The organism is Paraburkholderia sp., assembly GCF_035501035.1.
GTDB lineage: Bacteria > Pseudomonadota > Gammaproteobacteria > Burkholderiales > Burkholderiaceae > Paraburkholderia.
Genome location: NZ_DATJWR010000225.1, coordinates 59,156 through 86,132, shown reverse-complemented (window position 1 = coordinate 86,132; position 26,977 = coordinate 59,156). Strand labels below are relative to the sequence as shown.

21 protein-coding genes and 1 pseudogene are annotated in these 26,977 nt (G+C 62.6%); 13 read left to right on the top strand and 9 right to left on the bottom strand.

Going from position 1 to position 26,977, the window contains the following annotated elements; genetic code table 11:
- Positions 1–2 precede the first annotated feature (2 nt).
- The 3 genes from VMJ11_RS16455 to pruA all read left to right on the top strand — a co-directional run bounded on the left by VMJ11_RS16455 (position 3) and on the right by pruA (position 6,568).
- Positions 3–3,404, top strand: a complete 3,402-nt coding sequence (locus tag VMJ11_RS16455) for a molybdopterin-dependent oxidoreductase (RefSeq protein ID WP_325620444.1) — start codon at positions 3–5, stop codon at positions 3,402–3,404.
- A gap of 78 nt (positions 3,405–3,482) precedes the next feature.
- Positions 3,483–4,937, top strand: a complete 1,455-nt coding sequence (locus tag VMJ11_RS16450; RefSeq protein ID WP_325620443.1) for a short-chain fatty acid transporter — start codon at positions 3,483–3,485, stop codon at positions 4,935–4,937.
- Positions 4,938–4,960: 23 nt separating this feature from the next.
- Positions 4,961–6,568: an L-glutamate gamma-semialdehyde dehydrogenase gene (gene pruA, locus VMJ11_RS16445; protein ID WP_325620442.1), complete on the top strand. Its 1,608-nt coding sequence runs from the start codon at positions 4,961–4,963 to the stop codon at positions 6,566–6,568.
- A 297-nt stretch (positions 6,569–6,865) separates the two neighbouring features.
- Here the strand turns inward: pruA and VMJ11_RS16440 are convergent, their stop codons facing one another.
- A complete protein-coding gene (locus VMJ11_RS16440; RefSeq protein ID WP_325620441.1) occupies positions 6,866–7,438 on the bottom strand; it encodes a hypothetical protein in 573 nt (190 codons plus the stop codon).
- A 10-nt stretch (positions 7,439–7,448) separates the two neighbouring features.
- Positions 7,449–8,423, bottom strand: coding sequence for a rubredoxin (locus VMJ11_RS16435; protein WP_414694410.1), 975 nt, complete (start codon positions 8,421–8,423; stop codon positions 7,449–7,451).
- A 374-nt stretch (positions 8,424–8,797) separates the two neighbouring features.
- On the opposite strand from VMJ11_RS16435, the gene VMJ11_RS16425 reads away from it, so the two are divergent.
- The gene (locus VMJ11_RS16425) at positions 8,798–9,460 is read left to right on the top strand and encodes a GntR family transcriptional regulator (RefSeq protein WP_325620440.1); all 663 of its coding nucleotides are present in this window, start codon (positions 8,798–8,800) and stop codon (positions 9,458–9,460) included.
- A 217-nt stretch (positions 9,461–9,677) separates the two neighbouring features.
- Here the strand turns inward: VMJ11_RS16425 and VMJ11_RS16420 are convergent, their stop codons facing one another.
- Positions 9,678–10,913 (bottom strand): TIGR00366 family protein, encoded by a 1,236-nt coding sequence (locus VMJ11_RS16420; RefSeq protein ID WP_325620481.1) that lies wholly within the window; start codon positions 10,911–10,913, stop codon positions 9,678–9,680.
- Positions 10,914–10,953: 40 nt separating this feature from the next.
- Between VMJ11_RS16420 and VMJ11_RS16415 the strand changes: the two are divergent.
- A pseudogene (locus VMJ11_RS16415) lies at positions 10,954–11,127 on the top strand (CoA transferase); the annotation flags it as partial.
- 508 nt (positions 11,128–11,635) lie between these two features.
- On the opposite strand, the gene VMJ11_RS16410 reads toward VMJ11_RS16415, so the two are convergent.
- Positions 11,636–12,223, bottom strand: a complete 588-nt coding sequence (locus VMJ11_RS16410) for a BPSL1445 family SYLF domain-containing lipoprotein (protein WP_325620439.1) — start codon at positions 12,221–12,223, stop codon at positions 11,636–11,638.
- An 846-nt stretch (positions 12,224–13,069) separates the two neighbouring features.
- Here VMJ11_RS16410 and VMJ11_RS16405 point away from each other — a divergent pair.
- From VMJ11_RS16405 to nudC, 5 genes are all read left to right on the top strand, one after another.
- Positions 13,070–13,273: a cold-shock protein gene (locus tag VMJ11_RS16405; protein WP_133187408.1), complete on the top strand. Its 204-nt coding sequence runs from the start codon at positions 13,070–13,072 to the stop codon at positions 13,271–13,273.
- A gap of 199 nt (positions 13,274–13,472) precedes the next feature.
- Positions 13,473–13,703: a hypothetical protein gene (locus VMJ11_RS16400; RefSeq protein ID WP_325620438.1), complete on the top strand. Its 231-nt coding sequence runs from the start codon at positions 13,473–13,475 to the stop codon at positions 13,701–13,703.
- Between the two features lie 375 nt (positions 13,704–14,078).
- Positions 14,079–14,654 carry a hypothetical protein gene (locus VMJ11_RS16395; protein ID WP_325620437.1) on the top strand — a complete coding sequence of 192 codons (576 nt, stop codon included), beginning with the start codon at positions 14,079–14,081 and terminating at the stop codon, positions 14,652–14,654.
- Positions 14,655–15,030: 376 nt separating this feature from the next.
- On the top strand, positions 15,031–15,348 hold the full coding sequence (locus tag VMJ11_RS16390; protein ID WP_325620436.1) for an H-NS family nucleoid-associated regulatory protein: 318 nt from the start codon (positions 15,031–15,033) through the stop codon (positions 15,346–15,348).
- 606 nt (positions 15,349–15,954) lie between these two features.
- Positions 15,955–16,899, top strand: a complete 945-nt coding sequence (gene nudC, locus VMJ11_RS16385; protein WP_325620435.1) for an NAD(+) diphosphatase — start codon at positions 15,955–15,957, stop codon at positions 16,897–16,899.
- A 213-nt stretch (positions 16,900–17,112) separates the two neighbouring features.
- Here the strand turns inward: nudC and VMJ11_RS16380 are convergent, their stop codons facing one another.
- Positions 17,113–18,693: an isocitrate lyase gene (locus VMJ11_RS16380; protein ID WP_325620434.1), complete on the bottom strand. Its 1,581-nt coding sequence runs from the start codon at positions 18,691–18,693 to the stop codon at positions 17,113–17,115.
- A 651-nt stretch (positions 18,694–19,344) separates the two neighbouring features.
- Positions 19,345–19,917 carry a cupin domain-containing protein gene (locus VMJ11_RS16375; protein WP_325620433.1) on the bottom strand — a complete coding sequence of 191 codons (573 nt, stop codon included), beginning with the start codon at positions 19,915–19,917 and terminating at the stop codon, positions 19,345–19,347.
- A gap of 355 nt (positions 19,918–20,272) precedes the next feature.
- On the opposite strand from VMJ11_RS16375, the gene VMJ11_RS16370 reads away from it, so the two are divergent.
- From VMJ11_RS16370 to VMJ11_RS16360, 3 genes are all read left to right on the top strand, one after another.
- The gene (locus tag VMJ11_RS16370) at positions 20,273–21,538 is read left to right on the top strand and encodes a M20 family metallo-hydrolase (RefSeq protein WP_325620432.1); all 1,266 of its coding nucleotides are present in this window, start codon (positions 20,273–20,275) and stop codon (positions 21,536–21,538) included.
- A gap of 141 nt (positions 21,539–21,679) precedes the next feature.
- On the top strand, positions 21,680–23,008 hold the full coding sequence (locus tag VMJ11_RS16365; protein ID WP_414694409.1) for an MFS transporter: 1,329 nt from the start codon (positions 21,680–21,682) through the stop codon (positions 23,006–23,008).
- 41 nt (positions 23,009–23,049) lie between these two features.
- Positions 23,050–24,525 (top strand): amidase, encoded by a 1,476-nt coding sequence (locus VMJ11_RS16360; protein WP_325620431.1) that lies wholly within the window; start codon positions 23,050–23,052, stop codon positions 24,523–24,525.
- Between the two features lie 151 nt (positions 24,526–24,676).
- Here the strand turns inward: VMJ11_RS16360 and VMJ11_RS16355 are convergent, their stop codons facing one another.
- From VMJ11_RS16355 to VMJ11_RS16345, 3 genes are read right to left on the bottom strand one after another with little or no spacing between them, the layout of a single operon-like run.
- Positions 24,677–25,411, bottom strand: a complete 735-nt coding sequence (locus VMJ11_RS16355; RefSeq protein WP_325620430.1) for an ABC transporter substrate-binding protein — start codon at positions 25,409–25,411, stop codon at positions 24,677–24,679.
- 6 nt (positions 25,412–25,417) lie between these two features.
- A complete protein-coding gene (locus tag VMJ11_RS16350) occupies positions 25,418–25,720 on the bottom strand; it encodes a hypothetical protein (protein ID WP_325620429.1) in 303 nt (100 codons plus the stop codon).
- Positions 25,717–26,736: a hypothetical protein gene (locus VMJ11_RS16345; protein ID WP_325620428.1), complete on the bottom strand. Its 1,020-nt coding sequence runs from the start codon at positions 26,734–26,736 to the stop codon at positions 25,717–25,719. Before VMJ11_RS16345 ends, VMJ11_RS16350 begins: the two co-directional genes overlap by 4 nt.
- Between the last annotated feature and the right edge of the window lie 241 nt (positions 26,737–26,977).

Sequence of the window (26,977 nt, the reverse complement as noted above, 5' to 3'; positions counted from 1 at the left end):
CTATGACGTTCGTACCCGGGTATTGCACCCTTTGCCGCTCGCGTTGCGGCTCCTTGAATGAGATCCAGAACGGCCGTCTGGTGAGAGTCGCCCCGTTCCCCGGGCACCCCACCGGCGGGGCGCTCTGTGCGAAGGGGCGATCGGCCCCGGAGCAGGTTACCAGCCCACTGCGCTTGACCCGACCGTTGCGCCGCACCGCGCCGCGCGACGCCGCGGACCCTGGCTGGGTCGAGATTTCCTGGGATGAGGCCTTGGGCGTCATTGCGTGCCGTCTCGCCGAGACACGCCGGCGAGACGGCGCCGAAGCGGTGGCATTTGCCGTCACCACGCCGAGCGGCACGCCAATGGTCGACAGCTTCGAGTGGGTCGAGCGTTTCGTGCGCTGCTTCGGCAGCCCGAACTTGCTCTATGCGGTCGAGGTATGCGGCTGGCACAAGGACTATGCACACGCACTCACGTTCGGACGCGGAATTGGCGTACCCGACCTCGAACACGCCGATGTGATCTTGCTTTGGGGTCACAATCCGGCGCGCACGTGGCTGGCCCAGGCGTCGCGGGTCGCCGCGGCCCGGCAGCGCGGGGCAATGGTCGTGGTGGTCGATCCCAAGCAGGACGGGTCCGGCCAGCAGGCGGATTTGTGGATGCGTGTGCGCCCTGGCGCGGATGCCGCGCTCGCGCTCGGTGCCATTCGCCATCTCATCGAGACGGAGCGATACGACGTTGACTTTGTCCGGAACTGGACCAACGCGCCGTTGCTCGTAGACGTCGACACGGGACACCTGCTTTGCGCCCGCGATATCTGGCCCGGCCTGGGCGAAGACGTATTCGTCGTGCGCGACGTTGACGGCAACCTGCAGCCGTTCCGCCCGTCTGCCGCCACCCCGGCCGATCTGACGCTCGACACGGAAGGCACGCTGCGCGACTGCAGCGGGCGGCGGCGACGCTATAAAAGCGTCTTGAGGCTTCTCGCCGGTCATGTCGGACCCTACACGCCGAAACACGTGCAGACGCTGACGTGGATCGACGAGGCCTCGATCCATCGCTTCAACGCGCTATTCGAGCTTGGGCCCAAGCTTGCCTATCACGCGTGGACCGGCGTCGGCCAGCACACCAACGCCACCCAGACCGAGCGTGCGCTCGCCACGCTCTACGCGCTGACCGGAGCCTGCGACCGTGAGGGCGGCAATCTGTGGACGGTCGCTCCGCCTTACCGGAGCGTCAACGCATACCACGAACTCCTGGCGCCAGAGCAGCGCGCCAAGGCACTGGGTCTGAAAGAGCTGCCGTTAGGCCCCCCTCGGTTCGGCTGGATCACCGCGCGCGATCTTCGCGCGGCCGTGCTCGACCGGCACCCCTACGCCGTCAACACCCTGGTCAGCTTCGGTACGAACCTCGTGGTGACCCAGGCCGATGCCGCACAAAACCTGCGGATGCTGCGGGCGCTCGACTTCCACGTTCACGTGGACATGTTCATGAACCCGACGGCGAGCAACGCCGACATCGTGTTGCCGGCAAGCATGCCGTGGGAGCGGGAGGCACTCAAGTTCGGCTTCGAAATCACCCAGGCGGCGGTCGAACACGTACAACTGCGCCCCCGCATGATCGAGCCGCCAGGCGAGGCCCGGGCAGACTATGAGATCGTGATGGATCTGGCGAAGCGGCTCGGGATGGATGGCGCCTTCTTCGGCGGCAGTATGGAGCAGGCGTGGAACTATCAGCTCGAACCGCTCGGCGTCAGCGTGGCCGAACTGCGCGAGCGCCCGGAAGGCATGCGTTTCCCGCAGCCGTTTTCCCATCAAAAGTTCGCAGTACGAAATTTTGACGGTTCGGTTACCGGCTTCGCCACACCCACACGCCGCGTGGAGCTTTACTCGGAGGCGCTTCTCGATATCGGGCAGCCCGCTCTGCCAACTTTCGTCGAACCCGCGCAAAGTCCGCGCTCGCCTGACGCCGATCCAGCGTTTCCGACTGTGCTGACCACGGCCAAGAGCGGCTGGTTTGTACACTCATCGCATCGCCACGTCGCTTCGTTGCGCAAAAAGGCGGCCGCTCCGCAGATACAGATTGGCGAGGGCCTGGCGGCCCGTATCGATGTGCATGACGGCGACTGGGTACGCGTCACGACGACCGGCGGTGCGGTGCGTCTGCGGGCTCGCGTCGATCGTCATCTGCATGACGGCGTAGCCATTGCGGAGTTCGGCTGGTGGCAGGAATGCGAGCCGCTCGGTTGCGCGGCCACCGGCGTTCAAGGCGATGGATCTTCCAACATCAACGCGATCTTGCGTGATACCCAGCGCGACCCGGTCAGTGGCTCGGTACCGCTGCGGGCGATCATGTGCCGCGTCGAGCCGGAACCGGCGCACAACCGTGGCCGGTGGCACGGCACGCGGCCGTTCCTTATCAAGGCAAAGCGGAGGATCGCGGCCGACATCGAGGCATTCGAATTCGAGCCTGTCGATGGCGGCCCGCTACCCGACTTCCTCCCTGGCCAACACGTGATCGTGTCGGTGCCGGGCTTCGACACGCACCGTGCGTACTCGCTGACCGGACCGAATCGGGCGCCCGTGCGGCTCTCGATTGCCGTGCGGCTGGCGCGAGCGCCCAACCAGCCCGACGGTCGGATGTCCAGCCATCTGCACGCGATGCAAGAGGGCGACACCGTATTGCTGTCGCCGCCGACCGGCGTCTTCACGATCCCGGTCGAGAGCCGCCGAGCGTTGCTGCTCGCAGCAAGCGGCATCGGCATCACGCCGTTCGTGGGCCACCTCGAAGCGCTCGCGCAGCGGTTTTGCGATGGGGACGCCGGCAGCCCGCCTGAGGTGATCCTGGTTCACGTGTGCCGGAACGGGACGTCGCATCCGTTTCGCGACAGGCTACGCGAGCTGGCGAGGCAAATCGGGACCGTCACGCTCGTCACCGTGTACTGGGACCCGCTGCCGTCTGACTGCCTGGGCATCGACTACGACCATACCCAAGGGCCGGAATTCAGCTGGCTCACCGACGCTTGGATCGCGCGCCGGCCGCTCGCCTATCTGTGTGGCTCGCCGACGTTTCTGCACGACGCGCGTGAGGCTATCACGCGGCGCGGCGTCCCCGACTTTGACATCTTCGAAGAAACGTTTAGTGCCGAAGTTCGCGTGCCGACCACGCTGGAGCCTCGCATGGTGCGCGTGGAAGGCTCGGGCGCACCGTTCGAATGGTCGCCCGGGCTCGGCACGCTGCTGGACGCGGCCGACAAGGCGGGCGTCCCGTTGCCGAGCGGGTGCCGCGTTGGCCAGTGCGAAAGCTGCGCGATGACCATCCTCGAAGGCGAGGTCGCCCATCTTGCGCCCTACGACGGGCCGCCCGACCGTTGCCTGACCTGCATGGCGGTGCCGCTGTCGCCGTTGCGACTGCGCCCGTAGACGGCACAGGCGAGCCGACTCCCATCGTTTCCACTCCTTTCCGGCCCATCCACTCCCTCACCTACGACGAGACATACCATGTCCAGTTTGCAACCCAAATCAGTCGATACTGCTCCGCCCGCAGGCAATGCCGTCGAACGCGTCTCACAGGGCATCGTCGCGTGGGCCGAGAAGTGGTTCCCCGATGCCTACGTGTTCGTTGTCCTCGCCTGTGTGGTCGTGGCAGTCGCGGCCACGCTCCATAGCGGAAAACCGATGGCGGTCAGCAAAGCCTTCGGAGACGGCTTCTGGAGCATCATCCCGTTCACATTGCAGATGACCATGGTGGCCATCACGGGCTACGTGCTGGCGATGTCGCCGCCGGTGGCGGCGCTGCTGCGCCGGATCGCGCAGATTCCCACGACATCGCGTGGCGCCATCGTATTCATCGGAGTGCTAAGCATTCTGTTGTCGCTGATCAACTGGGGTTTCAGTCTGATCTTCTCCGGGCTGCTGGTCCGTGAGATGGCGCGGCGTCGCTCGCTCGCGCTCGACTACCGCGCCGCCGGCGCCGCCGCCTACCTCGGCATGGGCTGCGGCTTTACGCTGGGGATGAGTTCGTCCGCGGCGCAGCTCCAGGCCACGCCATCGAGCATTCCCGCCGAGCTGAAGGCAATCACCGGCGTGATCGGCTTCAACGAAACGATTCTGACCTGGCAAAACCTCGTGGTGATTTCGCTGGTGATCGCCGTTTCCGTGGTGATCTGCTACCTCACCGCGCCCGGTCGCGACAGGACCCGCACCGCCGAGGAGCTTGGCGTCGATCTGCAGGCAGACCTTGTCACGCCCGCGCAGCGCAAGCGGCCCGGCGATTACCTGGAGTTCAGCCCGATGCTGACGATAGTCGTGACGGTGCTGGCCGCCGGCTGGCTGTGGAACGCGTTCCGCAACGGCAACCCGCTCGTCACGATGTCGCAGCTCAACACCTACAACCTGGTGTTTCTGATTCTGGGACTGCTGCTGCATTGGCGGCCGCGCAGCTTTCTCGAATCCTTCGTGCGTGCCATGCCGAGCGTGAGTGGTGTGCTCCTGCAATTCCCCTTCTATGGCGGCATTGGCTACATGCTGACCAAGGTAACGGACTCGCGCGACAGCAGCCTGTCCGACCTCATCGCTCACGGGTTTGTCAGCCTCGCGCACGACTCGGGCCTCTTCTCCATGCTCGTGGGACTGTACTCGGCCGTCCTCGGCTTCTTCGTCCCCTCGGCCGGCGGCAAGTGGGTGATCGAGGCGCCATACATCATGACTGCGGCAAACCAGTTGCAGGCCCATCTCGGCTGGACGGTGATGGTCTACAACATCGCCGAGACGCTGCCGAACTTCATCAATCCGTTCTGGATGCTTCCGCTTCTCGGCATCCTGAAGCTCAAGTCCAAGGACCTCGTGGGCTATACGGCAATCCAGTTCATGATCCACGCCCCGCTCGTGATCCTGACGGCGGCGCTGCTGATCTCGACCTTCACCTATCACCCACCCATCGTCCCCGCTCACTGATAGACGCACCTGGAGGCCTTCCCATGACCCAATTCGTTTCCCTTAATGAACCCGTGCTGAGCTATGCGCCGGACAGCCGCGAACGCGCGGAGATCCGGCGGGCGCTCGAGTTTCACGCCGGCCACGTCGCTGAGATTCCGCTCGTGATCGATGGCCGACGCTGTTCCGGTGCGTCCATGCAGTCGCTGCACGCGCCGCACGATCACGCGCGCCGCATTGCCGACGTCCGACAAGCGGGGCCGGCTGATGTCGAGGCCGCCATCGCGGCGGCGGTGGCGGCACAGCACGACTGGGCGAGCTGGCCCTTCGAGGCGCGTGCGGCCGTGTTCCTGCGCGCCGCGGACCTGCTGGCCGGCCCATGGCGGCAAAGGCTCAATGCCGCGACCATGCTCGGCCAGAGCAAGACCGTGTTTCAGGCGGAGATCGATTCGGCATGCGAACTGATCGACTTTCTGCGCTTCAATGTCGAATTCGCACGTGATTTAATGCGCATCCAGCCGCTGTCGCCCGCTGGCGTGCGCAATGCGATCGACTATCGCCCGCTGGAGGGCTTTGTCTATGCGGTTACGCCGTTCAACTTCACGGCGATCGCGGGGAACCTGCCCTGCGCGCCCGCGCTGCTCGGCAACACCGTGGTCTGGAAGCCGGCCTTCACGGCCTCGCTGAGCAATCACCTTGTCATGGAACTGCTGGAGGCAGCGGGGCTGCCGCCCGGCGTCATCAACTTCATCCCCGGTCCGGCGGCGGTAGTCTCGGAAGCCGTCCTGGCTTCACCGGATCTGGCGGGCCTGCACTTCACGGGCTCGACCGAAGTGTTCGATTCGCTCTGGCAGCGGGTGGCCCGCAACCTTTCGGGATATCGGAACTATCCGCGGCTGGTGGGCGAAACGGGAGGCAAGGACTTCGTGCTGGCTCATCGATCGGCGGACTGCGAAGCGTTGGCCGTCGCGCTGCTGCGCGGCGCCTTCGAGTATCAAGGCCAGAAGTGCAGCGCGGCCTCGCGCGCGTATATCCCCGCCTCGCTATGGCCGAAGGTGAAGGCGCGACTGCTGGACGACCTGGCGACCCTGAAAATGGGCGACGTCGAAGACCTGAGTAACTTCATGGGTGCGGTGATCGACCGTAAGGCTTTTGATCGCATCTCGGGACACATCGAGCGGGCACGCGTTTGCGGTGACCGTGTCATCGCAGGCGGCCAGTGCGACGACAGCCGTGGTTACTTCGTCGCCCCGACCGTGATCGAAGTGAGTGACCCGCAAGCCGTGACGATGCGCGAGGAAATTTTCGGGCCCGTGCTGTCGGTCATGGTCTATCCCGACAGCGCCTGGCCGGATGTCCTCGCGCTCGTCGACAAGACGAGTCCATATGCGCTCACCGGCGCGGTATTCGCCAATGAACGAGGGGCAATCGAGCAGGCCAGCGGGCGGCTGAGGTTCAGCGCGGGCAACTTCTATCTCAACGACAAGCCGACTGGCGCGGTAGTCGGGCAGCAGCCGTTCGGCGGCGGCCGACGCAGCGGAACCAACGACAAGGCGGGTTCGATGTTCAACCTGCAGCGCTGGGTATCGCCACGGACCATCAAGGAAACGTGGGTGCCGGCCAGCCACTATCGCTATCCGCACATGCAATAGTTGCTGTCAGTCCAGTGGCAACCGCCGGCGCGCCCATCTCCCGTTCGCGCTGCCGGGTTTGCCACTGTCGGCGTCGCTATCGGCTTCAGGAGAACTCGCGGGCGCTGCAGACGTGGCGATCAAGGCTGCGACGGCCAAGTGTGGATCGTGTGCGGGCCCGGTGGGTACAAAGACGCAGGCCGCCGCGTCGTTATGAACAGCGGCGCCTGGGAAAGATGTATCGACGAACAAGAGTGAGCATGTGTGTAGCCAATTCCGCAAAGAATCGGCTCACTGCAAAAATGCGGACCCGCAACCTTACCCGCAACGCCTCGATTGCGGGGCATCGAGCAAGCCGCCGGTATCCGCGGGAAAACGCGCCGACGCATATAGCCGCGCCTTGGCGTCGAAATAGGCTTTCACCCAGTCCGACCGCTCCCCATCCTTCGGCAGTCCTACTGTTTCGGCAATCGACATGAGGCTGATCGTCTTACCGCGCGCGCCCCAGTTGCCTTCGGTCACCTCGTCGATTACCACCAGGATGCTGGCCCCTGCATCGGGGCGGTTGGCATCCCCCACCACGGCGAGGATGGAAGCGTTGACTGCAGCATGCACGCGCGATTTGTGCAACGAATTCATGTAGCCCTCCGGAATGGTGACGTGGACCAGAAACCTTCCCGGCGATGCGACGAAGGTATCGTCGGTACAGCCTCCGATGTACCAGCCGTCTGCGCGGACCTCGTGGAACATCACCCAGGCAAATGCGCGGCCGCCCTCGGTGCGCGCCCCTCCCTCCATATCCAGCAACACTTCGTTCAGACGCTTAGCCAGCGCCGCCTTTTGATCGGGGCGCAACGCGCCCTCGAGATAGTGAACCTGCATGATGGGCATGATGGGATCCTCAAAGAATCGTCTCGACAAAGAGGACGTCTGTGTGGTCCGGCGCGGTACGCAGGGTGAACGGCTTGCCACCGGTCATGCCCATGCTGTCGCGGCACGAGAGCATGACGCCCGCGCATTCGGCTGCCCCCTTCAGGACGAACACGTATACGCCGTGGCGCGGTGACGCGGGCTCATACGTTTGGGTCATCGACTTATCGGCACTCAGGCGCGAGATGCGTACGTCTTGTGGTATCGGGAGGGCACCTGGCGCGTCGCCGACGAGCGGAGCGAGTCGGTTGCGCGAAGCGTGCGCGTCGAAGCGAGCCCGGTGGTAGGACGGCGGGAGCAGCAGGCGGTCCGGAAGGAACCACATGTAGATCGCACGCATGTCCTCGTCCTTCAGGTTGACCTCGCAGTGCTTGCCGCCCGAACCCGCAGAAAAGACGTAATAATCGCCAGCATGTAACTGGTCGATGTTGCCCACCGTATTGATGTGGGTGAGTTCCCCATCCAGAACGAAGGCACAGATCACAAAGTCGTGATGGCGATGGATGTTGTAGCCGCAGCCAGCGCCGCTGAATACCTCCTCGCCGAACACACGCATGCGGCCAAAGCCGGCGCGCCCGGTTTGATACTCGTGGAAATTGAAGCTCGAATGCCGGCTCAGAATTGCGTCCGGGTGGCCGCCGATATATGACGACGACTCTCCAGTCGACAGATACTGATGGAACCCACGTTCGCTATCACGCAAGACAAACTGGCTGGATTGCGCTACGGGTGTGCCGGATTGCTCGACACGTGCCTCATCGGCGTAGGGCAGTTCCACCATTTCGAAGAGATGCTTGGGCGTACCACAGTCCGGGCATACCCAATCATCGGGGACGTCTTCCCATCGCGTGCCCGCAGGCAGCCCGTACTCGGGCAAGCCTGATTCCTCGTCGTAGAGGAACCCGCAACCCAGACAAACAAGACGCTTGAATCGCAATGCTTCCATGACACTCTCCTGACTTCCGCGCATTCGAGTAGCGCGTGACACATTTATAGCACGCGTGACGCGGTACTCAAGGTCTGTCTGAGGTGTGCGGCAAAATGCCCATAATCGGTGTTTGGTATGAAGATTCGTGCCGGGCTGACATCAACCGCCGATATGTCATAGGGAATCTCGCCCGCGATGGCATGCCCGGTATCTGCGACCTCAGGGCAGATATCACCGTGCTCGATGGGCTACTGAGGCGCAGCCGCATAGCAATTCGAATCCATTTCGGCACGAAGTCTGCGAGCACCATCGCCGTACAGAAGCGCGTGACGCGCCACCCTGAGATCTTTAGTACAATTCGACCTGGCTATGGATGAACAACGGGGGAGCGGATGGAACTGTTGCATGGTATTGGTCCAACCAACCTGCGGGAGCAGGTGGTCGAACGCGTGCGCTCGGAAATAGTCTCGGGGCGCACGCCGCCCGGCACCGTGTACTCGGTGCCCGGCCTTGCAGCAGAACTTGGCGTGTCCACGACCCCGGTGCGCGAAGCGCTGCTTGAGTTGAGCCGCAGCGGCCTCGTAGTGGCCATGCGCAACAGGGGGTTCCGCGTGGAGCCCCTATCGCTGGAGGCGCTCGACCATCTCTTCACGATGCGGGAATTGCTGGAACGCTTTGCGCTGGAGACATTGGCGCGGCAGGGCGTCCGCGATCGTGAGGCCTTGGTCGCCCTGGCCGATGCCGTGTCAGACGCAGTCGCAGCTGGCGACGTTCCGGAATACATTGCGTCTGATCGCGCCTTTCACGAAGCCCTGGTTGCGCAAGTGGGCAACCCGTTGCTGACCAAGATGGTGATGCAGTTGCGCGACGATATGCGGCTGTATGGCATCGACTCCCCAGAAGGCCTGAAGCGGCGCAAGGCGTCGGTAAAGGAGCACTATCAGATGGTGGATCTCGCAGCCAGGCAGGATGTCGATAAGGTTGGCGCCTTGATCAGTCAGCACATCCTCTCCTGGAAGCCGCTCTTTCGGGCGGCGCTCGACAAGGTTGCTTGATCGCCATATGCCGTTCAATCGGGCGAGGCGTTGAGTTTCGAAGCGCGCGTTGCCCCTTGCAACGCGCCCAGCGCTTCATGGGATTGGCGATGCGCACTTCCTGATCCCGCGATCGTCACCAGCCAGTTCCGCGGCGAGCGCAGTGAGCGTCGCGATGAATGCACACCGTCGCATGCGGTGTTTCCCTGTTCGTTATTGTTTCGGGAGTGGCCGGCGCTCAGACGAGCAGCAGCAGCGCCGCGCCAAACACCACGGTGCCGAGCAGGAAGGTCATCACGGTGAAGCCAAGTACGCGCTGCACGCCGATCCCCGCCATCGCGACCACGGGTGCGGCCCAGAACGGCTGCATCATGTTCGAGACCTGCTCACCCATCGCGACGGCCATGGAGGCGTGCAGCGCGATCGCCGCGGGCACCACGAACGGGCCTTGCACGGCCCAGTGGCCGCTGCCGCTCGGAATGAAGAAGGTAACGATGAGCGAGCAGACGTAGCTCCAAAAAGGCAGCGTGTGCGTGTTCGAGATGGCGATGAAGAAGTGCGAGATCACGTTGGGCAGGCCCGTGGCGTCCATCATGCCCATCACGCCGCCGTAGAGCGGGTACTGCAGCATCATCGAGCCCGTTTGCTTCGCGGCGTTCTTGACCGCATCGGCATAGGCGAGCGGATAGCCGTGCAGGATCACGCACGCGATGAACCACACGAAGATCACCGCGTTCACGCCAGAAAACGCGGCGACGTGCTCGATGCGCGCGAGCACGAGAAAGGTCACGCCCACCACGCCGATGAACGCGCTGCCGATCCACGAGTATTCGAGCCATTTCGCGCAGTTCAATTTGTCCTCGGGACGCTTGCGCGGCTCGGGATCGGGGTTCTTTTCGATGTCGAGGACGATGGCGTCTTCGTCGCGCGGCTTGAGGAGCGCAAGCACGATGGGCGTGGCGACGAGCATCACGATCACGGGCACGAGGTTGAATACCGTGTCGCCGAACGGCAGCACCTGGCCCGTGAGCTTTTGCACGACATTCATTGCGCTTCCCGGCGTGGATTGCGCGAGCGCGATGGAACTGGAAATGCCGCTTGCCCAGACGACCCAGCCCGAAAAGCCGGCCGCGACGATCCACGCAAAGTCCACGCGCATGCGCTTGGCGACTTCGCGAGCGAGCAGGGCGCTGACCACGAGGCCGAGCCCCCAGTTGAAGAACGAGGCCACGGCCATGAGCACGAAGGTGAGGGTTGCGGCCTGCACGGGCGTGCGCGCGATGTCCACGAGCGCCTTGAACACGCGCTGCACGGGTGCAGCGTGCGCGAACGCGTGACCCGTCACGAGCACGAGCGTGATCTGAAACGCAAACGTGAGGATATCGAAGAATCCTTTATACCAGCCGACCACGAGCGTATTGAGTGACGCGTGCGGTGCGAACAGCGCCGAGAGTGCGGCGACGACTGCGGTGATGAGGATGGCGAGAACGAACGGGGCGGGAATGGTGCGTGACGGGCCGCCGGAAATCCTCTACGGCTCGGTGGTCGACTACTATGCGGCCGCGCTCGTCGCGGCTGGCGTTTCCTCCGCGCTGTTCGAGCGCTTGCGCAGCGGTGCGGGGCAGTACGTGGGCGTCTCGCGGCTGCGCATCGCGCTCACCATGCAGTCGGCCCGCATGATTTGGGCCGCCGCCGCTCACTAAAGGCTTGCGGCTCGCGCGGCTCGCGCTGCCCGAGAAAACGGAGCCGCGCCGCTTCGGCATTCTGTGGTCGCGGGCCTCGCCGCGCAGCCGGCTCATACGCGGGATGATCGAATGTTCGGGAGCGGTACTGCACTCGCAGAGGTGAAGGCGTTGTGCAACAACGCGTGGAGCATCACGCTCCGGACATTCGGTAGCAACCGCGCCATGAGATGACACAGCTGGGCAACGAACAGAACGCCAGCACCGCTACCATCGGTCGTACGACGCCGATGTGGTATCTAACGTGCCAGAAAACGACTGCAAAGTGTCGCGATCACCATCAGCGCGCGCGTTCGCATTCATGGCTCAGACTCGATCGGCAGTAGTCCCAGGAACCAGATGCTCGCGCGCCGCATGAAAGATACATCCGGCTCCGCGCCATATTCGGTCACCGTTCCGTTCGCGGCGGTATCGACATTGTCGTGCCGACGGGGCGGTACGAGTGGCACTGTTATCAGATCTTCAGGCGCGAAACTTTGGTGCCCGAGAGCGATACATCGCCCATCAGGCCGGCATTGGTCAGCACGATCGCCTGGACGGGAGCGGTGGCCGTTGTCGTATCAATCACACCGTTCGCGCCGACTTTGAGCAGTGCAACAGATCCTTCGCCTCCGGCCGACCAGCCCTTGGAATTGCGAAAGCTGTTGAGTGCATCATGGGTCATGAACAGGAAGATGACAGCCTTCGACTGCGCGCCTGCCTGCAAGCCGAGTGAGCCCGACGCCGTGCTGTAGTACCCGACCGGCTTTCCGCCCACAAGCAATGCGCCTTCGCCGTACTCGCCACCGGCAATGAAGCCGGCCTTGATCACCGATGGGAACACGAGCACGCCGTTCGCCTTGGAGACGAGTTCCCTCGAACCTTTGACTGTCTGGTACAGCCGCGATAGCGTTCCGTGGACCTTGGCATCGATTTCGCGCCGTTTCGCTGCGTTGGATTCGGCGGCTTGCGTGTTGGTCACTGTCAGCGGGGAACCCGCCAACGTAAGGCCTGCAACGGCGAGCACAGCGGTACCCGCTTGCATAAAGCTTCTTCTGCGCATGGTTGCCTCCATCGTGGTTCACGGTTGAACCGTGTTGCTGCAATGGTTGAGAGGTTGTATTCCACAGACAATTGCGTGGTCGCCCAGAGCGGTTGCGATGTCGGGCGCCACGACACTACAGACGACACGTTACGGCTTTCAGACTAACTCATCTCGATGCCGGCGTGCTTGCTTAAGGCCTAAACCGATGTGTGCGCATGGGGTTGGCGCATCGGCTCTGCTGGATTCTTCTCCGCGCGTCTGGCAGCGGGCGCTGACCGACCCTTCTCTGCCGCTCAGCCAAGCGCGCTACCGCTGGCTGCTTCCAAGGAGAAGCGGCCATTCTTCCTGCAGCGCGTCGTTTCCCGCGCTTTGCGAACACCAATCCGTCCGTGCATGTTCCGGCAACCCGCATCGGCAAGGTTGATGTGCCCCTCCACTCGGAGAAGATTCGCGAAACGAAACCCACGATCTTCGCCAACAAGCCTGGCGTGAGGGCGCATTCTTGCAAGTGCGAGAGGTATCTGCACAATGTATCTGTGCAACTATGCTTACCCGAAGCCAAAACTCGCACCTGGCAGTCGTTTCTTCTTGACGAGCATAGCAACCGCAGGGCTTACCTCGGGCCGCAATGGAATTTATGGTAACGATCAACTCACCGACGCGTTGCTCGATAGCGAGCCCGCTTCACGATATGCGTTGACATTCCCTGCTTGCCGGGGTATTGTGATCCTCGAAATATTCAAGAAGCTCGATTGCTGATCACCATTTTCCGCCTCTCCTGCGCGGTACTCGTTATCCTCTCCTCTTCCTTGAAGTTTTTGTCGCTCCACAACGGAGCTGTTATTTTTATCTCAAGGAATTCTAATGGATACCGGTACTGTCAAGTGGTTCAACGATAGCAAAGGCTTTGGCTTTATTACTCCTGACGCGGGCGGCGACGATCTCTTCGCTCACTTCTCGGAAGTTCGGGGCGACGGTTTCAAGACGCTCGCAGAAAATCAGAAGGTGAGCTACGAAACAAAGCGTGGCCCGAAGGGTATGCAGGCCGCGAATATCTCGCCTCTGTAACGTATTTCAAGGGCCGGTCTGCCGGCCCTTTGCTTGTTTGCCTGACTAGCATCCTCGCGGAGCCACGCGCTCCCGATCTGATCGCCGTGTTTCAACGTGCGCATCATTTGTCTTTTCGACACGATCCGTCTCGCCCCAATTTCAATTTATTTCGCTTGTACGGCATGAATGTCGTGCGGGTGTCGCTCGGTTATTGCTTATGGAAAATAATAAACATCTTCACCAATACAATGGTTATTCAGTCTCCCCATCTGCGCACCGGTTGCCGGACGGCTGGTTTGCCGCGAACCTTCTGCTCATAAGGGGTGGTGCCCTTGACGCTGATCCGGTTTCCTACAAGTTCCACGCGCTCGACTATTTCGATAACGAAACGCAGGCACTGGGACACGCGGCCACATGGGCACGTGACTGGGTCGACAGTCGCGGTTAGTCTGCACCCCTGCGTAGCAGCGGCAAGATGGACGGCGTCGAGGATTGAGTGGCCGTCGGTGCAGAACCCATCTAATCGTAACGATACATAGCGACAGCACCAACTTCCGAATGGACTAGTGTCATTCCGGCGGCCGGTTTAACGCCTCGCCCGGGAGTCGCAGACGGACGCGCAGGATGCCCACCGCATGATGTATCTCTCGACACACGACGCCCGTTACACCCGCGTCAATCACACAGTCACACAAGGTCGCAATGAGGCGCCTCAAGGGTGCTCGGTCTCGTGCCCGCCAGAATGTCACTCAACCGGATCACGGGATTCGGTCGCCTGATAGACACAACGCTATTCCCGTCAATCGAATCACAAGGAGCCGAGATGGCGTTATTGGTCATGCAGGTCGCGGTCAGTGGGGAACTGGTTGAGGTTTTCGAAATGCCGGTTGATGATGTCGACGGGCATCGGATGCTCGCCGCCGCGAATGAAGACGAACGGGTTATTCATCCCTCGGGACAGGCCCTTGAAGACGGGGAGGTCTGGATCGATCTGATCGACGGAGATGGCGAGACGCTGTTCGATCATGTGGCGTGTTTTCACCGGGCGGATGCCTTCGACGCGCTGCAGATTCATTTTGGCATGAATGTCGACGTCGTTAGAGATTGCCTTTCAAAGTCAAATATCGCGTCGCTCTACGCAAGGCACCGTCTGGCGGTTCAGGCATATTTCCGCAAGATTGACCGTCTTGTCGATTGCTCGCCGGTTGGTTCCAGACAGAGCAATCGCCGGCGTATCGGTGACGCCAGTGTCATGGATCTCGTGGTAGAACTTCGGAGGCGGCTGGACGGTGTTGCCACCCAACTTGCACTGAGCGAGCTGCCATCGCCTGTGCAGGCCGCAGCGCAGCAACTGAAAGAGTCGATAGAAAGCTACGTGGGTGCGGTTCAGCGCCTGTGAAGCAGCGGCCTTAGCTGCATTGCGGAATGTGAAGGAACTGTATGCAAAGAACGCTGAAGTATCGCGGGTTTGAGATTTGTGTTGACCTGGTGCCCACTTCTAAAGACATGTTTGACGCGTGGTTCCGCATGGAGGGACCGACTCACGCCCCGGGAGTGGCAGCGCCGGGCCAGCGTATCAAGGTCCGCGGCGGCCCGTTTTCCCGTCGTTGGGCCTACTTTGTCGCGGAGATCGCTGGCCAGGCATCAGTCGACGTCATCCTCGGCCCTAACGAATAGTTTGACGCCGTAAAACGCGAAGAGCGGACTTGCCTATCGCGCGTTGTCGCATGCGGTTCAGAAAAACACGGGATACCGATTTAAAGGAAACAGGTTACATGGACGAACGCAAGCGAGAAAGCATGATTGCCTATCTCCGCCACCGCATGGCGGACTTCGGGATCAGCCCGGATGACCTGGCCGCAGCACTCGCGGCCGCGCCGGAAGTTGGGCGCTACCGTAGCGCGAACGGCGATAGCTGGAGCGGCGAAGGGGCAATGCCTCAATGGCTGAAGCAGGCGATTAGTGCGGGACAGTCCGTAGGGCACTTTGAGTTGTCGTCAGGGTCAGTTTCCAGGCCCTCCTTTCAAGCAGGCGCAGACTGGACGAACGACCCATTCGCAGGTAGTCCACTCGCCCGGTCTAACCCCCGTTAGATCATACTTTGCGTCTTTCTGGTTTTGCCCATGATCGTCGCTGATCGAATGACCGCGATCGCGTGCATGAATCAACGGTCGGAAAATCAGGAATTCTGATGCCGGGTTCGTCGCTGCCCCCGCGTGACTGGGACTCAGCCATACCGCATGTGCAACGGCAGATCTTGCGGCTGTGGCGGCCAGTACCTTTTCGATTGTTTCCATGACGCGCCCCGTTGAGCAGATCGGCGGGACTCAGAAGCTCTCCCGGCCCTCGCCATTGCCTGCCGTTCGTGTCGCGCCCGCCGAAGCAAGCTTTCATCCTCGCAGTGAATGACAGTTGTCGGACGCGAAGCCGACAACCACACGTCCACCTAACAATGGTTGCGAACGACGCCTACTGGCCGACCGCCGGCCAATGCCCTCGACCGTCGCCATGGCCGCTGTTGCGCCAGTCTGCAGATGTTCCCAATCGTCTCCGTTCCACCCATCCCCGGCTTCGCCGCCGGCCAGTGGTTGATCGTACCCATCCAGTCCTGAAGCCCCATGGTCGACCGGGCTCCCAGCGCCTGGCAGCATGCCGTGCCATACTTTCAGACCGTCTCTACCCGCAACGCCACGTTGGTCATGACTACATCTTCCGCATCCATCGGCTTTAACTACAACCCGCTCGATCGCCGCTCCGAAAGACGCGACGATCACGCCTTCATCGAGTCTCTGCGCAGCGCCCCGTCCGCGCGCTTTCTCGTGTTCGAAGACGATATCCCCTTGCTCAAAGGCGGCAGTCAGCACGACGCGTGGTTCCTCGCGAGCGAAGCGGCCACTTTTGGTCAACCGCTTCACAGCGTCTTCCTCGGGCAGGAAAGCGATGGCAGCGGACGTTTCGCGCTCGGTTTCAAACTCGGCCTCGAACTGGCGGACCTATCGCCAGGCACTGTCCATCGTCGGATCGACCTGCGCTCGATCGCCATGCAAGGCCTCGTCTCCCCCGCGGTCCTCGGAATGCTGGGCGAGGCGAAGTCGATGCTCGACTGGCATCGCCGCCATTCCTTCTGCGCCAACTGCGGCTCGATGAGCCGAGCCACGGCGGCCGGCTGGCAGCGAATCTGCGATGCCTGTGGCGCCCGCCATTTTCCGCGAGTCGACCCGGTCGTGATCATGCTGGGGATAGACGGCGAGCGGTGCCTGCTCGGACGTCAACGCCAATTCGCCGCTGGGATGTACTCGGCGCTCGCGGGCTTCGTCGAGCCCGGTGAGACGGTGGAAGACGCGGTGCGCCGCGAGGTGCTCGAGGAAACTCGCGTGAAGTGCGCACAGGTCGTCTACTTCGCGTCGCAACCGTGGCCGTTTCCTTCGTCGCTAATGATCGGCTGCTTCGCGCAGGCGATCGATATGGAAATCGTCGTCGATACCACGGAACTCGAAGACGCGCGCTGGTTCTCCCGCTCCGAAGTCGCGGCGATGCTCGCGGGCACGCATGCGAGCGGACTTTCCGCGCCCAAGCCATACGCCATCGCCCATCATTTGCTGCAGGCGTATGTTGAGCAGGGTTCCTCAGTACTGCGTAGCTGATGGTGGAGCGTGCAACCAGGCTGCGCGCTACATCGTGCATCCTGGAACTTTATGCACAGCGGTCCGTTGAAACGCGGCATGTCATCCAACTCGGCGCCAATCGAGCGGACACATACTCGCGCCATGTTCGATGAGAACTCCGCGAGCCACCTCGCCGGATAAAAAAAACGCCAACCCGTATGGGTTGGCGTTTTGCTTGCGGTACTACGGGTATCAGAACTGGTTCATGGTGTTGTCTTTACCCGCCGCTTTCAGGGCTGCTTCGCCGCTGAAATACTCCTTGTGGTCGTCGCCGATGTCCGAGCCGGACATGTTCTGGTGCTTGACGCAGGCAATGCCCTGACGGATTTCCTTGCGCTGCACGCCAGCCACATAACCCAGCATGCCCTGGTCGCCGAAGTATTCCTTGGCCAGGTTGTCGGTCGACAGTGCGGCGGTGTGGTACGTCGGCAGCGTGATCAGGTGGTGGAAGATACCGGCTTCGCGCGACGCGTCGGCCTGGAAGGTGCGGATCTTTTCGTCGGCGAGCTTCGCCAGTTCGGTCTGATCGTATTCCGCGCTCATCAGCTGGGCGCGCTCGTATGCAGACACATCCTTGCCTTCGGCCTTCATCGCGTCATACGCCTGCTGGCGGAAGTTCAGGGTCCAGTTGAACGACGGGCTGTTGTTGTACACGAGTTTGGCGTTCGGGATGACCTTGCGGATCTCGCTGACCATACCGCCGATCTGGCCGATATGCGGCTTTTCGGTTTCGATCCACAGCAGGTCGGCGCCATTTTGCAGCGCGGTGATGCAATCGAGCACGCAGCGCGCTTCGCCCGTACCGGCGCGGAACTGGAACAGGTTGCTCGGCAGGCGCTTGGGACGCAGCAGCTTGCCGTCGCGCTTGATGACGACGTCGCCATTGCCCAGCGCGTCTGCTGCGATTTCGTCGCAATCGAGGAACGAATTGTATTGGTCGCCCAGGTCGCCCGGCGTGTTGGTCACGGCGATCTGCTTGGTCAGGCCGGCGCCCAGCGAGTCGGTACGGGCCACGATGATGCCGTCGTCCACGCCCAGTTCGAGGAAGGCGTAGCGGATGGCGCGGATCTTGGCGAGGAAGTCCTCGTGAGGCACGGTGACCTTGCCATCCTGGTGGCCGCACTGCTTTTCGTCGGACACCTGGTTTTCGATCTGGATGCAGCATGCACCCGCTTCGATGAACTGCTTGGCCAGCAGATAGGTGGCTTCGGCGTTGCCGAAACCCGCGTCGATGTCGGCGATGATAGGCACGACGTGGGTGACGTGGTTGTCGATTTTTGCCTGGATGGCGGCCTTGGCAGGACCAACGGCGGCGTCCAGTTCGCGGAACAGGCCGCCCAGCTCACGGGCGTCGGCCTGGCGCAGGAAGGTGTACAGCTCGCGGATCAGCGCGCTGACCGAGGTCTTTTCGTGCATCGACTGGTCCGGCAGCGGTCCGAACTCGGAGCGCAGCGCAGCGACCATCCAGCCGGAGAGGTAAAGGTAGCGGCGCTCGGTGCTGTTGAAGTGCTTCTTGATGGAGATCATCTTCTGCTGGCCGATGAAGCCGTGCCAGCAACCGAGCGACTGGGTGTACTTCGACGGGTCGGTATCGTAGGCGGCCATGTCGGCGCGCATGATCCGGGCGGTGTACCTGGCGATGTCGAGGCCCGTCTTGAACTTGTTCTGCGCACGCATGCGCGCGGCGTACTCGGGGTTGATGGCATTCCAGGCGCTGCCGTGGTTCTCCTTCAAAGCAGCAACTGCCTTGATGTCGTCTTGATATTGAGCCATGTGTATCTCCTAAGAGCAAAGCGCGTTGGGTGAGTAGTTGAGCGTGCCGCTACGTATGTCGAAGCGAACTGCATGACTCAATGGTAGCGCCGTTTCGCACTATGTCTTATATAAGACATAAGACTTAATTTATGCTTATTTTTCAATGAGATGCGTGGCGATTTTTGCGATGCAAAACATGTTTTCAAGTGGCGGGAAAAAGGGTGCTGCGGAAATTTGATGTAAATCCCGCAATGTGAAACGCGCTTTCGGCTTCTGGAGCGGGACAAGCACGGATAGCTGGAGCGACGACTCGCTGGCGGGATGATTTTGTAGACGTCTGTTTCGGCGGACGGACTTTCCAACGCGCGATCTAGCGCGCCGCGCGAGCGCCAGGCTGACCAGGCGGCCGGGTGATGTCGCCCACCTCTCGCCATTCGCGTGCAAGGGATCTATCGGAAAAGGAATCGGAATCGGGATACGACATCCGGACGGCGCAGGCGCTCCTGGTCACATCGTGAGGTGTCGACTACGATGGGCTGCCTGCATGTGTTGAATCGCGGTGGACGTGCCTTCAATTCGCCTGTCGGCGCAATGAAGCAAGTTCCACGTTCAGAGGAACGCTAAACCGCTATTGGGGACCACCAGGGCAGCGTCGCGCCACCCGTACCTTCAGAAGCTCTGCGGGGTGTTGACCCAGAGCACGCGCGCATCGGTGCTGCCGATGTTGCGGTAGGCGTGTGCGATGTGCGAGAGAAAGAAGAACGAATCACCGGGGCCGACGCGCACGGTCTGCTCGCCCACGGTCAGTTCCAGTTCCCCCTCCAGTACGAAGCCCATTTCCTCGCCCTGATGCTCGAGAAACCCTTGCGATGACGCGCCCGCGGGCACGTGATGGATATTGGCTTCGAGCAGCGTTGCGAGATGGCTCGGGAGCAGCGTCTCAAGCGACACCGCATCGCCCGCGCGGCGGTGGTCCGTGCGCAGCACCGCGCGCTCGCCCTCGCGCAGAATCGTCACGGGGCCCTGCGTGTGGTCCTCTTCGACGAACAGCTTCGCGACGCTGATGCCCAGTGTGACGGCAATCTTGTGCAGCATCGGCAGCGATGGCCGGACCTTGTTGTTCTCGACCTTAGACAGATAGCTTTCGGTGCAGCCAACCTTGTCGGCCAGTTGCCGCAAGCTCAGCCTGAAATTCAGTCGTGCATGTTTGAGGCGCGCTCCAACAGCGATTTCGTTATCCATTTTCATTCTTTCAAAAATATACCGGGCTGCCCGCAACGCGCCTGCCCCTCACCATGACTCTTCGACCTGATGCCCCGTTCGCGAGTGTAAACGCTAGGCGCGCGGCTGCGTCCGCTCAGGAAGCAACTCAGGGGGCAACTCAGGGGGCAACTCAGGGGGCGCTCACGGAATGGGTCACATGCCCCGGCCGGCCAGCCACCTCGCCACTACGCGAGCGCAGCGCGTGACGCAAGGTTGCGCCCTCCGTCCAGAAAAGGCAAGTTAGATTCCTGCTAGTCAAGTAACTTGACAAGGAAATATAGGCTGGGTAGATTCGCCATCAGGACAACTCTGGCGTCGCAGTCACACCGTCACAATGGAAATGCATCAATCACTAGTTGCGGCCACCCCGCTCATCAACGGCTCCCGACTTTCGGAGCGTCATTGTGAAATGGCCCGTATCGGAGCAACCGCCAACGGCGGCGTCAATCGTCAAGCCCTTACGCCCGAGGACACGGAGGGGCGCCGCCTGCTCCTGCAGTGGGCAAGGGCGCGCGGCTACACGGCCGCGATCGACCCGATCGGCAATCTCTTCATCCGCCGCGCGGGATCGCGCGCCGACCTGAGCCCCGTCATGACGGGCTCGCACCTTGACTCGCAGCCCACTGGCGGCAAGTACGACGGCGTGTACGGCGTACTGGCGGTCCTCGAAGTGCTCGAAACGCTCGACGACTACAACGTCGTGACCGAGCGTCCGATCGAACTCGTCGTCTGGATGAACGAGGAAGGTTCGCGTTTCGGGCCGGTCACGATGGGATCCGCCGTCGCGGCGGGCGCCGTGTCGCTCGAACGCGCGCTGGCGACGAACGACGCCAGGGGCACAAGCGTGAGCGAGGCACTGGCGCAGCAGGTCGCGCAGCTCGCGCCGTTGGAAAGCCGTCCATTGGGCGCGACCGGTCACGCCTATATCGAGGCGCATATCGAACAGGGCCCGGTGCTCGAGCAGGAAGCGCGCGATATCGGCGTGGTGAGCGCGATCCAGGGGTTGCATCTGTATCAGGTCGAAGTACGCGGCTTCGAGGCGCACGCCGGCACCACACCGTCGCGCCATCGCAAGGACGCGCTGGTCGCGGCGAGCGCGCTCATCGCGAAGCTGCGTGCGGAAGTGGCCGACCCGGCCGACGTGCTGCGCTTCACGGTGGGCCGCTTCGAAGTCGCGCCCGGTTCGCCGCACATCGTGCCTGGCAAGGTCACTTTCAGCATCGATCTGCGCCACCCGGACCCCGAGCATCTGCTGCGCACGGGGGAGCGCATTCTTGAGCTGTGCGCGGGCGAAATCGAAGCGTGCACCGTTTGCGCGAAGGTGATGCTGCGCTCGTCGCCGGTGCAGTTCGACACGCGCCTCGTCGCGGCCGTTCGCAATGCGGCCGAGCATCGCGGGTTCGGCTACATGAGCATGGTCTCGGGGGCGACGCACGACGCCAAGTACATGGCCGAGCGCACGCCGACCGCGATGATCTTCGTGCCGAGCGAGAAGGGCATTAGCCACAACGAGCTAGAGCACACCGACGACGAAGACCTGGCCGCGGGCGCACAGATCCTGTGCGACGCCGTGCTGGCCGCAGCAGCCATGGAGCTGTAACGCGGCAGCAATCACGGTCGATGCGAACCGGTGGCTACGCACAGCGTGGCGTACGCCGGGCCGCACGATTCGCGCAGCCCGGGGACACGCATTCGCCACGCGATGCAGGTCCCGACCGACACTGACGTAAGCGAGGCTATCTTGCTGGCAAAAACTAATACATCAGGAGACGAGAGCGCGGCGGCAGCGGCGCTCTATCGCAAGCTCAACTGGCGTTTGCTGCCGATTCTGCTGATCGGCTTCGTGTTTGCGTATCTCGACCGCATCAACGTCGGATTCGCCAAGTTGCAGATGCAGAGCGATCTGCAGTTCTCCGACGCAGTCTACGGCGTGGGTGCCGGCATCTTCTTCGTGGGCTATGTGCTGTTCGAACTGCCCAGCAATCTGCTGCTTCCCAAAGTCGGCGCGCGGGCGACCTTCAGCCGGATCATGGTGCTGTGGGGCATCACCTCGGCCTGCATGATGTTCGTGCACAGCGTGCCGACGTTCTACGCCGTGCGCTTTCTGCTGGGCGTGTTCGAAGCGGGTTTCGCGCCGGGCGTCCTGTTCTATCTCTCCCGCTGGTATGGTCCGTCGCGCGCGGCCGGCGCCATTTCGATCGTCTGGCTCGCCGGGCCCATCAGCGGCATCTTCGGTGGTCCTCTCGCGGGCTGGCTCATGACGGGGTTCTCGGGCGTCGGCCATCTGTCCGGCTGGCAGTGGATGTTCGTGCTCGAAGGCGCGCCGTGCGTGCTGCTCGGCGTCGTCGCGTTCTTCCTGCTGCCGAACGGCCCCGATACGGCGAAGTGGCTCAACGACGACGAGCGTCGGCTGATCGCGGCGCAAGTTGGGCCCGTCAAGGGGCAGCACGGCTCGTTTCGGGCCGTGCTGAAGGATCCGAAAGTCTATGCGCTGGCGCTGGCTTATCTGTTCATCATCGCGCCGATCTATGCCGCGGGCTTCTGGCTCCCGACCGTCCTGAAGCTCGCGGGCGCGAGCAACCCAGCGCAAGTTGGCTGGTATGCGGCCATTCCGTCCGTCGCGGGCGCGCTGGCCATCTACTTTGGCGGCCGCAGTTCGGACCGGCGCGGCGAGCGCCGCTATCACATCGCCGTGCCGGTGTTCATCGCATTTCTCGCGTTGTGCGCGTGGGGCTTTACGGGCGGCAGCCTGATCGCGGCCACGCTCGTATTCACGGTGGTCACGGCGGCGACGTGGATGGCCAACGTCGTGTTCTGGGCCGTGCCGACCGACTACATCAAGGGCGACGCGAGCGCCGGCGCCACCGCGCTCATCAACACGATCGGCTTGTCGGGCGGCTTCTGGGGACCGGCCATCATCGGCTGGGCCAAGACGGCAACGGGCAATGTGCACGTCGGCTTTCTCGTCATGGCGGCCATGTTGTTACTCTCGGCGCTGTTGATGCTTTCACTGGCGCTCGCGCCGAAGGCGGCCGCCGTGCCGGCATTGGCCGGCGAGACCACGGTGTGACGGCGTAAGACGACACAGTCACCATTTATCCGGAGTTGTTCATGAAGTTAGCGGAATACGCATCGTTCGACGGTATGGGATTGAGCCAGCTGATTGCGGACGGCGAGGTCAGCGCGGCGGAAGTCGCTGCGGCCGCGCAACGCGCGCTCGAAGCGGTCAATCCGAAGATCAATGCGATTGTCGAGACGTGGGAGCCGGAGGCGCAAACCACTCACGCGAGCGATGCGGCGGGCAGCCCCGCGCTGCGTCCGCTCGCGGGCGTGCCGTTCCTGCTCAAGGACCTGGGCGTGACGATGAAGGGCCGTTGCTGCGCAATGGGCAGCCGCTTTGCCGACGGGCTGCCGGCTGTCGCGGATTCGAACCTGATGGTGCGCTTTCGTGAGGCGGGACTTGTTACGTTCGGCCGCACGACGCTGCCCGAGCTCGCGGTGAGCACGACCACCGAAGGCCGCATGTGCGGCCCCACGCGCAACCCATGGGACCTCGAACGTGGCGTGGGCGGTTCGAGCGGCGGCGCCGGCGCGGCCGTTGCGGCTGGCATCGTCCCCGTGGCCCATGCGACCGACGGCGGCGGGTCCATTCGCGTGCCCGCATCGTTCAATGGGCTATTCGGGCTGAAGCCGACGCGCGGCCGCGTCTCGAACGGCCCGGCCGTGGACGAGGTCTGGAACGGCTTGGGCACGCACATGGGCGTGAGCCGCAGTGTGCGTGACAGCGCCGCATTGCTCGATGCGATCCAGGGCGGCGGTGTGGGCGAGCCTTACTACATTGCGCCGCCCGCCGAACGTTACCTTTCCGAATTGCAGCGCAGCCCCGGCAAGCTGCGGATCGGCCTCATGCTGAATCCGGCCAATGGCGCGCAGACCCACGCGGCGATCAAGGCGGCCACGCTCACGGTCGCGCGCGAACTGGAATCGCTAGGCCACGAGGTCGAGGAAATCGCCCCGGACCTCGGCGTGAGCTGGGAGGCGTTCGTGCATGCAAACGCGCAAATCTGGACGACCAACGCGACGGCGCGGCTCGACACACTGGCCGCCGCAACGGGCCGCGCCGTATCCGCGGACGTGCTCGAACCGGCCACCTATGCCGTGTACGAGTATGGACGCCGCGTGAGCGGTACGGACCTGCTTGCCGCATTGCAGACGCGCAATGCCGTCACGCGCGCCACGGGCCATCTTTACCAGCGGTACGACGTCGTGCTCTCGCCGACGCTGCCCGAACTCGCACCGCGCATCGGCGAATACAACCGCGTGGAGACATCGGTGGATGGGCGCGGCTGGATCGCGCATGTGCTCGACCAGACGCCGTTCACGGCGCTCGCGAACGTCACGGGCTTGCCGTCTATGTCGGTGCCGCTTTCGATGGATCACGAAACCGGCTTGCCCATTGGCGCGCAATTCGGCGCCGGCTTCGGGCGCGAAGACGTGCTCTTCCGGATCGCCGCGCAGCTCGAAGCGGTGCTGCCGTGGTCTGGTCGCCGTCCTCCGGTGTGGGCCGGCGCATCTTCGCAGGATTGAAGCCGGGGTAAGCGAAGCGATGAGTGGACAATCGCTTCGATGGCGTGGAACCACCCGGCAAGCGAGCGCTTGCCGGCCGGATCGCCGTTAGATCTGATTGGAACGCCCGGCCGCTTTGGTATCTTCGGGGCCTCTCTGAGCGTCACGCTAATCATTCGATCGGCGCGACAGAAGCACCCATGATGCGGTGACGCTCGAGTGCTTCGGCAACGAAGCCGCTTCGCTTCATTTCCTCGACGAAATCGCGCAACGTTGCCGCAGCCTTTTCGCCCCGGCTTTTCGCCACGCCCATTGCCTGCCGGATGACCATGAAGCGTTCGTCGAGGAGGCGCAATCCGCCGATCTTTGCGGCGTCCCCTTCGAGTTGCTGCTTCACGCCCGCGGCAACCTCGAGTCCTTGATCGAGAAACGTCTGGACGACGGTCGGCGAAGTCGGCGCGCGCACGATCTGAGCCTGCTTCAGTTCGCGCGTGAGAAAGAGATCATAGGCGCTGCCTTTGCCTACCGCCACGCGGTTATGCGGCTGATCCACATCGGCGTTGGTGCGCACGGGCGATTCGTCACGTACGAGATAGAAGCCTTCGATCAAAATATAGGGCGACGTAAACGCGATGGTTTCGCCACGCTTCGGATCGATGGCGAAAAAGCCGAAATCCGCGCGTTCGTCGCTCACTGCCTCGACCGACTTGGCAGCCGCATCGAACACCACGAGTTCGAGCGGCACGCCGAGATGCTCCGCGAAAGCGCGAGCCAGATCGACGGATACGCCGCACGGTTCGCCAGACGACGGATCGCGATTGGCGAGAATCGGATTGCCGAGATTGATGGAGGCGCGCAGCGCGCCGGTGGGTGCGAATGCTTTAACGACCGCGGAATCGATGTTCATGGTTATTCAGGTGGATGCCACCCGCTGCGCGAACGGCTCAGGGTTCAAAAACCTCTCGAATACTTGCGAGCGCATCCGGTGAGTGCCGCAAGTGCCGGCGCGGCTCTTCCGGGGTTTCTTCGTTGCGCTCGCGCTCCAGTATTCGATTTCGAGCATATCACCCGGTCCGCGCGCAAGTCCAAGGGCGGCTACCGGCAAAGCTCTGACGATTTCGACGAACGCCCGGTGGCCCAGTTCGGCGTTGACGATCGCAGGTAGATGGCCGCAGACGGCTTTCCGCTCGCTTCGAGCGGGGCCGAACTCATTCACGCAGTTGACCGGGTTTCGGCAAACGGCGTGCCGGATTGCGGGGCTTGCATGTCCGGGCTCGCCATGTCGCCGGCACGCTTTTGCTGCTCGGCCCAGATCTGGCTGTCGGGAAACCAGAAGGCGTTTTGGCGCGGCGGCACCGCGAGTTTCACCGGCAGAGACGGATTGAAGATCTTCGACCACGCCGAGAGATACGAAGGTGTCTTCATCAAATACCCGCAGCTAGCGAGCAGCAGGCACGCGACAAGCGCTTCGCGGCCGATGGCGAGCCCCGGATGTCCGCTGAAGTGCACGGGCTTCTCGCCTGTCGCGAGCAGCGTGGCGGGCGCGACGCGGACTGGCACGGCAAAGCCCCAGTTCGCGAAAAAATCGAGGAACGGCTGCTCGTCACTGGACACGAAGATGCTTGTCAGCTGGGGTTCATCGGCAAGCGTCCTCTCGACCATGCGGCAAAACTCGTCCCATTCAATAGTATGGGCCTCTAACTTCTTGTCGGTGCCGCGAAAATGGACGCCCAGTGTCGATGCGCCGATGCCGAGCCGTTGGCGTACGCCATCGACTTCCGCGCGAATCGACGCGCTCGGCCGATAATTCGACAGGAACAGCGCACTCGCGCGTTCGAGCGTGAGCCCCGATTCGTAGCGGCGGAAGCCCAGTTGACCGAGATCGCGTACGAATGACGTTCGCAATCGCCGGCTCGCGGCCGGCACGTTGAACGGCGCGACGTTATCAAAGCATTCGGCGAGCCAGTCGATCTTGCCTTGTGCATCGCCATAACTGCCGCGTCGTGCGGAAATGAGTGGCGTCAGATGCTTTTCGTCACAATAGAGCAGGACAAATAGAACGATCTGCATCACGGAGAAAAAACCGGAGTTTGCGCGGATTTCGATGGCGAAGTAGTCACCGTTGAGACGCTGCCGCGCATGCAGGGAAAGGCGCGCGAGCGAACTGAAGGTGTTCTTGAAGCCTTCGTTGCGCCGGACTTGTCTCGCGACTTCGATTAACTTGCCGAACATGTCACTTTCCTCCTGTTGCCGGGATCTCTTCCGGCAGGTCAATGGTGGTCAATGAGTTCAGGTACGGCTCGATGAAAATGCCATGCGTGCGTGGTGGCATGCACGGCATGTTTCGTTTATCCGAGGAATACGGTCGCCGGCCTCGTGCACATTCCGCCGGCAAATAGACGTGCTGCGTTGCGCAGCCATCATATTCGGAATCGATGTCAACGGTCGAGTGGGGAGCGTTAAACTATGTGCG

What these genes read in the sequence shown, in the direction of transcription:
- VMJ11_RS16405 (WP_133187408.1), top strand. Translation starts at nt 13,070, where the DNA reads ATGGATACCGGTACTGTCAAGTGGTTCAACGATAGCAAAGGCTTTGGC.
- VMJ11_RS16345 (WP_325620428.1), bottom strand. Translation starts at nt 26,736, where the DNA reads ATGTTCGGCAAGTTAATCGAAGTCGCGAGACAAGTCCGGCGCAACGAA.
- VMJ11_RS16390 (WP_325620436.1), top strand. Translation starts at nt 15,031, where the DNA reads ATGGACGAACGCAAGCGAGAAAGCATGATTGCCTATCTCCGCCACCGC.
- VMJ11_RS16355 (WP_325620430.1), bottom strand. Translation starts at nt 25,411, where the DNA reads ATGAACATCGATTCCGCGGTCGTTAAAGCATTCGCACCCACCGGCGCG.
- VMJ11_RS16425 (WP_325620440.1), top strand. Translation starts at nt 8,798, where the DNA reads ATGGAACTGTTGCATGGTATTGGTCCAACCAACCTGCGGGAGCAGGTG.
- VMJ11_RS16395 (WP_325620437.1), top strand. Translation starts at nt 14,079, where the DNA reads ATGGCGTTATTGGTCATGCAGGTCGCGGTCAGTGGGGAACTGGTTGAG.
- nudC (WP_325620435.1), top strand. Translation starts at nt 15,955, where the DNA reads ATGACTACATCTTCCGCATCCATCGGCTTTAACTACAACCCGCTCGAT.
- VMJ11_RS16400 (WP_325620438.1), top strand. Translation starts at nt 13,473, where the DNA reads ATGGAAAATAATAAACATCTTCACCAATACAATGGTTATTCAGTCTCC.
- VMJ11_RS16410 (WP_325620439.1), bottom strand. Translation starts at nt 12,223, where the DNA reads ATGCGCAGAAGAAGCTTTATGCAAGCGGGTACCGCTGTGCTCGCCGTT.
- VMJ11_RS16440 (WP_325620441.1), bottom strand. Translation starts at nt 7,438, where the DNA reads ATGCCCATCATGCAGGTTCACTATCTCGAGGGCGCGTTGCGCCCCGAT.
- VMJ11_RS16375 (WP_325620433.1), bottom strand. Translation starts at nt 19,917, where the DNA reads ATGGATAACGAAATCGCTGTTGGAGCGCGCCTCAAACATGCACGACTG.
- VMJ11_RS16370 (WP_325620432.1), top strand. Translation starts at nt 20,273, where the DNA reads ATGGAAATGCATCAATCACTAGTTGCGGCCACCCCGCTCATCAACGGC.
- VMJ11_RS16380 (WP_325620434.1), bottom strand. Translation starts at nt 18,693, where the DNA reads ATGGCTCAATATCAAGACGACATCAAGGCAGTTGCTGCTTTGAAGGAG.
- pruA (WP_325620442.1), top strand. Translation starts at nt 4,961, where the DNA reads ATGACCCAATTCGTTTCCCTTAATGAACCCGTGCTGAGCTATGCGCCG.
- VMJ11_RS16455 (WP_325620444.1), top strand. Translation starts at nt 3, where the DNA reads ATGACGTTCGTACCCGGGTATTGCACCCTTTGCCGCTCGCGTTGCGGC.
- VMJ11_RS16360 (WP_325620431.1), top strand. Translation starts at nt 23,050, where the DNA reads ATGAAGTTAGCGGAATACGCATCGTTCGACGGTATGGGATTGAGCCAG.
- VMJ11_RS16450 (WP_325620443.1), top strand. Translation starts at nt 3,483, where the DNA reads ATGTCCAGTTTGCAACCCAAATCAGTCGATACTGCTCCGCCCGCAGGC.
- VMJ11_RS16435 (WP_414694410.1), bottom strand. Translation starts at nt 8,423, where the DNA reads ATGGAAGCATTGCGATTCAAGCGTCTTGTTTGTCTGGGTTGCGGGTTC.